The organism is Kitasatospora sp. NPDC059973, assembly GCF_042737525.1.
GTDB lineage: Bacteria > Actinomycetota > Actinomycetes > Streptomycetales > Streptomycetaceae > Kitasatospora.
This window is the reverse complement of record NZ_JBHWUI010000280.1, coordinates 1-6,197: the sequence shown is the minus strand read 5'-3', so window position 1 is coordinate 6,197 and position 6,197 is coordinate 1. Positions and strand designations below refer to the sequence as shown.

Here is a 6,197-nt window from a genome sequence, read left to right as displayed (position 1 = left end):
CCGCCAGGGCGCCGGGCCGGCGCGCTGGCGCTGCTCGCGGAGCAGGGGCGTCCCTACACCGAGGAAGAGGCCGCCAGGTTCTGGGCCGTCCAGCGGGGCCTGCACACGGCGATGCCGCAGTACCGCGACGACCTGGTCGCCATCGGCGCGCTGGCCCTCCCGCTCATGCCCCCTTCCCTGCGACCGCGCCCGCTGGACGCCCCGGCGACGGTGGCCGCGCTGCCCGCCCCCGCCCGGTGAGGACACCCCCGCGGTGCGGGGCCGGAGCCGGCGACCAGGGGTTCACCCAGGGCCTCTCTTTCGGATCACGCCGGGCGGTCGCCGCCGGGGCGACAACGACATCCACAACCGACAGGCCCACAGCGCGCCGTCCGGGTCAGTACCCCTCGCGGACCCCGAAGGCGCCGCTGCCCCAGTACTCGGACGGCTTCTCGGCACCGCTCGGCCAGTCGCTCTGCAGATAGCGGCGGCCGTCTCCCAGGGCCCCTGCCTGGTGCGGGCTCAACCGCCCCGCCGCCAGGTCGTCCGCCTCGGTGTCCGTGATCGGCAGCACGGTGCGGTACTGCGCGTCCTGCGAGGAGACCCAGTCGACGAACTCGGTGAACACGCTCACGAAGGCCTGCGAGCACAGGCCGCACCGCTGAACAGAGACGATGAAATGCGAGTCGTCCCGAATCATCGTCTCGAGCCGGACCCCCTCGCGGCTGCGGTGGTGCTCCCCCGCCACCGCAGCGTCCTCGGCGCAGCACGCCACGCACCCGAAACCCGTACGGTCACTACCGTCCTGCGAACCCATGGATCCCCCACACCTCAGCCGTCCCTGACCGGCCCCACCCTCACAACCCGCAATGACGCCCGGCCGCTGAACCGACGATCATGCGCCGCCTGACCTGCGAGCGAGCAAGCCGTCCGGCGAGGCCGGACGAGTTCGCCGGCGGAAGCCGGACTTCTTCGAGAGCCCACGGCCCGGCAGCGCTTCCACGTTGGACGTCTCGCGACATCCAACCGGCCAAGGGCCCTGAGGCGCCGACCCGGTGAACCTTCTCGGTCGGAGCGCTAGTTGTCGTCGGCTCCCAGCGCCTTCAACCGCTCGGTGTACAGCTCGGTGATCCGGTCGATCTCGCCGGGCCCGGCGTCGCCGACCCGCTCCCGGTCCTCGCCGCATGCCCGCTGCCGCTCGGCCAGCTCCGCCAGGCGCTGCTGGTCACCGGCGCGCCGGGCGGTCATCATCTGGCGGCCGTACCAGGAGATGACGGCACCGATGGCCGCCCGGGCGTCCTCGCTGTGGGACATCTCGGACCCCGACCACCCCGTCCGCATCGGTCCGGCCATCAAGGGCGACATCACCGCCCTCGCCTTCAGCCGAGACGGGAAGACTCTCGCCGTCAACGGGGAAGGAACCGGCGTCCGGCTCTGGAACGTCTCCGACCCGGCCCACCCGTCCATGATCGGCAGCCCTCTCGAAATCCGCGCCTCCGCAGCCACCGCGATGGCGTTCAGTCCCGACGGCCAGACCCTCGCCACCGGCGGACGGGACAACACCGTCCGGCTGTGGCCGCTGACCGTGGGCGCGAGCATCCGGCAGATTTGCGCGAACACCGACACTCCGACCCGCCAGCAGTGGGCGCAGTACCTGCCCGTGCTCCCCTACCACCCCGACTGCGGCTGACGTCGCCGCACGGAGCGACCCGGGCGGGCCTTCGGGCTGTCGGCGACCATCCCCTCAAGACGGTTCAACCGTTGCTCAGCGAACCGATGAGCCATCCGGTGCAGGCCCCGATCAGCAGGGGGAGTTGGACCAACAGCCCGAGCATGAGGAGAACACCGAACAGGAACCCGGCCTCGTCGCCGAACGCCCCGACCGGGACGCCGAAGGCACCGGAGGTCGCCAGCATGGCCAGGAGGCCGACGCCCCCGGCCGTCATGCATGGCACCCACGCGTGGACCCGCCCGAGTGCCATCCCCAGGACGAACGCTGAGGCGGCCACACACGCCACGTACTCCACCACCCCGTGGTCCGGCGCAGTGCCGCGTACCCCTCGCAGGAGCCACGGGCTCACCCCGATCAACGCAACCCATCCCAGGACGCATGGCCAGACCCATCTCGGCGATCCCGTCACTGTTCCCCCTCTCCTCGGAGGCCAGAATGACACATACTTTGAACGCGTTCAATTATCGACCCTGCCTCCGAGGCGTGCTGAAACGTCTGGTGAACCGAGGAGCGGCGGAATGACCCGACCAGACCACGATGCTGCAGGGTGGCGGCGCCGTGCATCGGTGTCCGCACTGGGGTCGGGGTGTTGCGCGGGGTCCCCGGAAATGGGTGACGTGTTCTGTCAGTTTTGGCAGGAACGATGGATGACATGAACCACGAAGACATCACCACCCAGAACACTCGGAACAGCGTGCAGGCCGGCCCGGCGGGTCCGCTCGCGGGGCGGGTCGCGCTCGTGGCGGGCGCTACCCGCGGGGCGGGCCGGGCTCAGGCCGTGGAACTGGGCCGGGCCGGGGCGACCGTGTACGTCACCGGCCGTACCACCCGGGACCGGCCCAGCGAGGTCGGCCGGACCACCGAGACCATCGAGGAGACCGCCGAACTCGTCACCGCGGCGGGTGGCGCCGGGATCGCGGTTCCCACCGACCATCTCGACGAAGTCCAGGTGCGCGCCCTCGTCGAGCGGATCGACCGGGAGCACGGGCGGCTCGACATCCTCGTCAACGACCTGTGGGGCGGCGAGCACCTCCTGGCCGCCTCGGTGTTCGGGAAGAAGAGCTGGGAGACACCGCTCGCCGACGGTCTGCGGATCCTGGAGCTCGGCGCGCGCTCGCACGTGATCACGGCGGCGCTGCTGCTCCCGCTGCTGATCCGCTCCGACGCTCCGCTGCACGTGGAGGTGACCGACGGCACCGCGCACTCCAACCGCCGCTACCGGGAGAACATCTACTACGACCTGGCGAAGAACGCCCCGATCCGCCTCGCGTTCGGGCTGGGGCAGGAGTTGGCGGAGTACGGGGGCGCGGCGGTCGCGGTCTCGCCGGGCTTCCTGCGCTCGGAGCAGATGCTTTCCCACTTCGGTGTGCGGGAGGAGAACTGGCGTGACGCGATCGCCCAGGAGCCGGCGTTCGCGGTCGCGGAGTCCCCGCGCTACTTGGCCCGTGCGGTCGCGGCGCTGGCCGCCGACCCGGACCGCGCGAGGCGGTGGAACGGCAAGTCCGCCTCCAGCGGTGAACTCGCCAGGGCGTACGGGGTGACGGACGTGGACGGCAGCCGGCCGGACGCCTGGGCCTACTTCGAGGACGTCGTGTACGGCGGCAAGGAGGGCTCCCCCGAGGACTACCGCTGAGCCTCGGCTTCCCCGGGTTCCCTCTCCTGAGGGTCGGCCCGGTAGAGGGCCGCCAAGGCTGCGGCGCGCTCACGGAAGCGGGCGCGCAGGCACGCCGGGGCCAGCACCTCGACGTCCGCGCCGAGCCGGGCCAGCTGGTCGAAGGCGACTTCCTCGGACTCCGTCGGCAGGTCGAGGGTGACCAGGCCGGCGGGGTCCGGGGCGCTCACGGAGGCGAGCGCGTCCACGACGGCGGCCCCGTCCACGACCGCGGGCAGCCGCCGTAACCCCCGGCCGGTCAGCCGAATCGTGACGGTGGTGCGCAGCAGGGTGCGGGCGAAGGCGGCCGAGCGGGCCTCCCAGTGGGCAGCCAGGTCGAACGACGGGTCACGCACGAACGGCTCCTCCGCGCCGGGAGCGGGGTCGAGGGCGGTGATCCGGTCGACGCGGTAGGTACGCCAGCCGCCGTCGTGCTCCTCCCGCTCGCCGGGGACGCGGACCACGACGTACCAGGTGCCGGCCTTCAGTACGAGCCCGTACGGCTCCACCACCCGCGCCACGGCGGAGGCGCGGGCGTCGGCCCGGCCGGCCCGCGCGTACGACAGGTGGACGGTCCGGTCCGCCCACACCGCCCGGGCCAGCTCCGGGAGCAGTTCCGGGGTGGCGGCTTCGCGGAACCAGGCCGGGGCGTCGAGGTGGAAGCGGCGCACGGAGGACTCGGCGGCCTGCCGTACCGACGGGAGCAGGGTCGCGGTCAGCTTCAGCCGGGCGGTTTCCGCCGCGTCCGACAACCCCAGATCCTGCAACGCCGAGGGGAGGCCGAACAGGAAGAGCGTCTCCGCCTCGCTCGGATGGAGCGTGGTGAGCCGGGTGCGGTATCCCGCGGCGAGGAAGTACCCGCCCACCCGGCCCCGCTCCGATCGGACGGGGATGCCGGCCTCCTGCAACGCCTGGGCGTCGCGAATCACGGTTCGCTCGGAGATGTCGAGCTCACGAGCGAGGGCTGCGGCGGTCAGGCCGGGGTTCGATTGGATCAGGAGGGCCATACGGATCAGGCGGGCGGCACGCATCCTCAAAGGATCACCGATCCGACGGACAAACGGAATCTCCTGCCGCCGCTGCCCCCCCCCCCCCCCCGGTTACCTTCTTGGTGGCCCCGCAACGGGGCTCCCGGCCTCCGGTCCGGCATGACTGTTCCCCCCCTTGTAGTTCACATGATCCGGGGGGTGGTGTCACCGGGCCGGAGGCATCGGTAGGCCGCTGATAGAGGCAGGACCACCAGCGTGCTGGGAGGCTCTTCGTAACGTGGATGCCGGCGACTGGTGCCACGCCAACGAGGCCGGGACAGCACGACCTCGTAAGGGATCAGCGTGATCAACACCGGTGATGTGGACGTCTTCCTCGGCCTGGACGTCGGCAAGGGCGAGCACCACGGAACCGCGGTGACCCGGGCGGGCAAGCGGGTCTTCGACAAGCGGCTGCCGAACAGCGAGCCCAAGATGCGGGCGGTGCTCGACAAGCTCACCGCCAGGCACGGCACGGTCCTGGTCGTGGTCGACCAGCCCGCCTCCATCGGAGCCCTGCCGCTCGCGGTCGCCCGGGACACCGGCTGCCGCGTCGCCTACCTGCCCGGCCTGACGATGCGACGGATCGCCGACCTCTACCCCGGCGAGGCCAAGACCGACGCCCGCGACGCCTTCGTCATCGCGGACGCCGCCCGCACCATGCCACACACCCTGCGCGGCATCGAGCTCACCGACGAGACCATCGCCGAGCTGGAGATGATCGTCGGCTTCGACGACGACCTCGCCGGCGAGGCCACCCGCATCGCCAACCGCCCGCGCGGACTGCTCACCCAGATCCACCCACACCTGGAACGCGTCCTGGGACCGAGACTCGACCACCCGGCGGTTCAGGCCCTACTGGAACGGTTCGGTTCCCCCGACGCCCTGCGCAAGGCCGGACGCCGCCGCCTGCTCGGCGTCGTCCGGCCCCTCGCCCCGCGCATGTTCGAGCGTCTCGTCGAGGACATCCTCACCGCGCTCAACGAGCAGACCGTAATCGTGCCCGGCACCGACGCAGCCGCGCTGATCGTGCCAAGCCTGGCCGGCTCACTGCGAACCGTCCTCGACCAACGCAAGATCCTGGAGAAGCGCATCCAGGAACTGCTCGACGACCACCCACTGTCGAAGATCCTGACCTCCATGCCCGGCATCGGCACCAGGACCGGCGCCCGCGTCCTGATCGACGTCGGCGACGCGCACGCCTTCCCGACCGCCGCCCACCTCGCCTCCTACGCCGGCCTCGCCCCCGCCACCCGCAGTTCCGGCTCCTCCATACGCGGCGAGCAACCCTCCCGCCAGGGCAACAAGCAGCTGAAACGCGCGTTCTTCCTGGCCGCGTTCGCCTCGCTCAGCGACCCTGCCTCCCGGACCTACTACGACAAGAAGATCAACCAAGGAAAACGGCACACCCAAGCGCTCCTCTGCCCGGCCAGACGCCGCGTCGACGTCCTGTTCGCCATGCTCCGCGACGGCACCCTCTACCAGTCCCGGCCAGCCGGCACGGTCAGCTGAGAGGTGGCTCCGCCAGCAACACCACGCGATCGGCCGCAGGATCGAACCCGAGCACCGGGTGGAGCGGATCAAACTCGGGGGCCAACACCACCGGCTTGCCGAGCCGGCGCCCGATCGCCCGAAGCAGACGGCACAGCACATTGACGCCGTCCTGGCCTCGCAACTCCCGCAGATCAACGTCGAAGTCGATCGAGCCAGCCTCATAAGAGGTCCTAACAAAGGCGTTGGACGTGGCGGTGAGTGATCAGGCAGGCGGCGAGGCCGAGGAAGGCCTCGTGCATGTCGTCGCGCCGTTCCC

7 protein-coding genes and 2 pseudogenes are annotated in these 6,197 nt (G+C 71.2%); 4 read left to right on the top strand and 5 right to left on the bottom strand.

The features are described from left to right. Nucleotides 1-240: pseudogene (locus ACFWA9_RS37650) on the top strand (Zeta toxin family protein); the annotation flags it as partial. Between the two features lie 136 nt (nt 241-376). On the opposite strand, the gene ACFWA9_RS37645 reads toward ACFWA9_RS37650, so the two are convergent. After that, the gene (locus ACFWA9_RS37645; protein WP_380393809.1) at nt 377-613 is read right to left on the bottom strand and encodes a hypothetical protein; all 237 of its coding nucleotides are present in this window, start codon (nt 611-613) and stop codon (nt 377-379) included. A gap of 443 nt (nt 614-1,056) precedes the next feature. Next, the gene (locus ACFWA9_RS37640; RefSeq protein ID WP_380393806.1) at nt 1,057-1,293 is read right to left on the bottom strand and encodes a hypothetical protein; all 237 of its coding nucleotides are present in this window, start codon (nt 1,291-1,293) and stop codon (nt 1,057-1,059) included. Here ACFWA9_RS37640 and ACFWA9_RS37635 point away from each other — a divergent pair. Continuing rightward, nucleotides 1,262-1,669: a WD40 repeat domain-containing protein gene (locus ACFWA9_RS37635; RefSeq protein ID WP_380393803.1), complete on the top strand. Its 408-nt coding sequence runs from the start codon at nt 1,262-1,264 to the stop codon at nt 1,667-1,669. The genes ACFWA9_RS37640 and ACFWA9_RS37635 overlap by 32 nt on opposite strands. A 64-nt stretch (nt 1,670-1,733) precedes the next feature. Here ACFWA9_RS37635 and ACFWA9_RS37630 read toward each other — a convergent pair whose 3' ends face one another. After that, on the bottom strand, nt 1,734-1,925 hold the full coding sequence (locus ACFWA9_RS37630) for a hypothetical protein (protein WP_380393800.1): 192 nt from the start codon (nt 1,923-1,925) through the stop codon (nt 1,734-1,736). A 438-nt stretch (nt 1,926-2,363) separates the two neighbouring features. Between ACFWA9_RS37630 and ACFWA9_RS37625 the strand changes: the two genes are divergently transcribed. Continuing rightward, nucleotides 2,364-3,344 carry an SDR family oxidoreductase gene (locus ACFWA9_RS37625; protein WP_380393797.1) on the top strand — a complete coding sequence of 327 codons (981 nt, stop codon included), beginning with the start codon at nt 2,364-2,366 and terminating at the stop codon, nt 3,342-3,344. On the opposite strand, the gene ACFWA9_RS37620 is transcribed toward ACFWA9_RS37625, so the two are convergent. After that, nucleotides 3,335-4,393 (bottom strand): helix-turn-helix transcriptional regulator, encoded by a 1,059-nt coding sequence (locus ACFWA9_RS37620; RefSeq protein ID WP_380393794.1) that lies wholly within the window; start codon nt 4,391-4,393, stop codon nt 3,335-3,337. The genes ACFWA9_RS37625 and ACFWA9_RS37620 overlap by 10 nt on opposite strands. 300 nt (nt 4,394-4,693) lie before the next feature. On the opposite strand from ACFWA9_RS37620, the gene ACFWA9_RS37615 reads away from it, so the two are divergent. Next, nucleotides 4,694-5,899, top strand: coding sequence for an IS110 family transposase (locus ACFWA9_RS37615; RefSeq protein ID WP_380393791.1), 1,206 nt, complete (start codon nt 4,694-4,696; stop codon nt 5,897-5,899). On the opposite strand, the pseudogene ACFWA9_RS37610 reads toward ACFWA9_RS37615, so the two are convergent. Beyond that, nucleotides 5,892-6,089: pseudogene (locus ACFWA9_RS37610) on the bottom strand (hypothetical protein); the annotation flags it as partial. The gene ACFWA9_RS37615 and the pseudogene ACFWA9_RS37610 overlap by 8 nt on opposite strands. Nucleotides 6,090-6,197 lie beyond the last annotated feature (108 nt).

Bases quoted from the DNA above. Each gene is read 5' to 3' on its own strand.
- ACFWA9_RS37635 (WP_380393803.1), top strand. From the start codon at position 1,262: ATGGCCGCCCGGGCGTCCTCGCTGTGGGACATCTCGGACCCCGACCAC.
- ACFWA9_RS37640 (WP_380393806.1), bottom strand. From the start codon at position 1,293: ATGTCCCACAGCGAGGACGCCCGGGCGGCCATCGGTGCCGTCATCTCC.
- ACFWA9_RS37630 (WP_380393800.1), bottom strand. From the start codon at position 1,925: ATGACGGCCGGGGGCGTCGGCCTCCTGGCCATGCTGGCGACCTCCGGT.
- ACFWA9_RS37625 (WP_380393797.1), top strand. From the start codon at position 2,364: ATGAACCACGAAGACATCACCACCCAGAACACTCGGAACAGCGTGCAG.
- ACFWA9_RS37620 (WP_380393794.1), bottom strand. From the start codon at position 4,393: ATGCGTGCCGCCCGCCTGATCCGTATGGCCCTCCTGATCCAATCGAAC.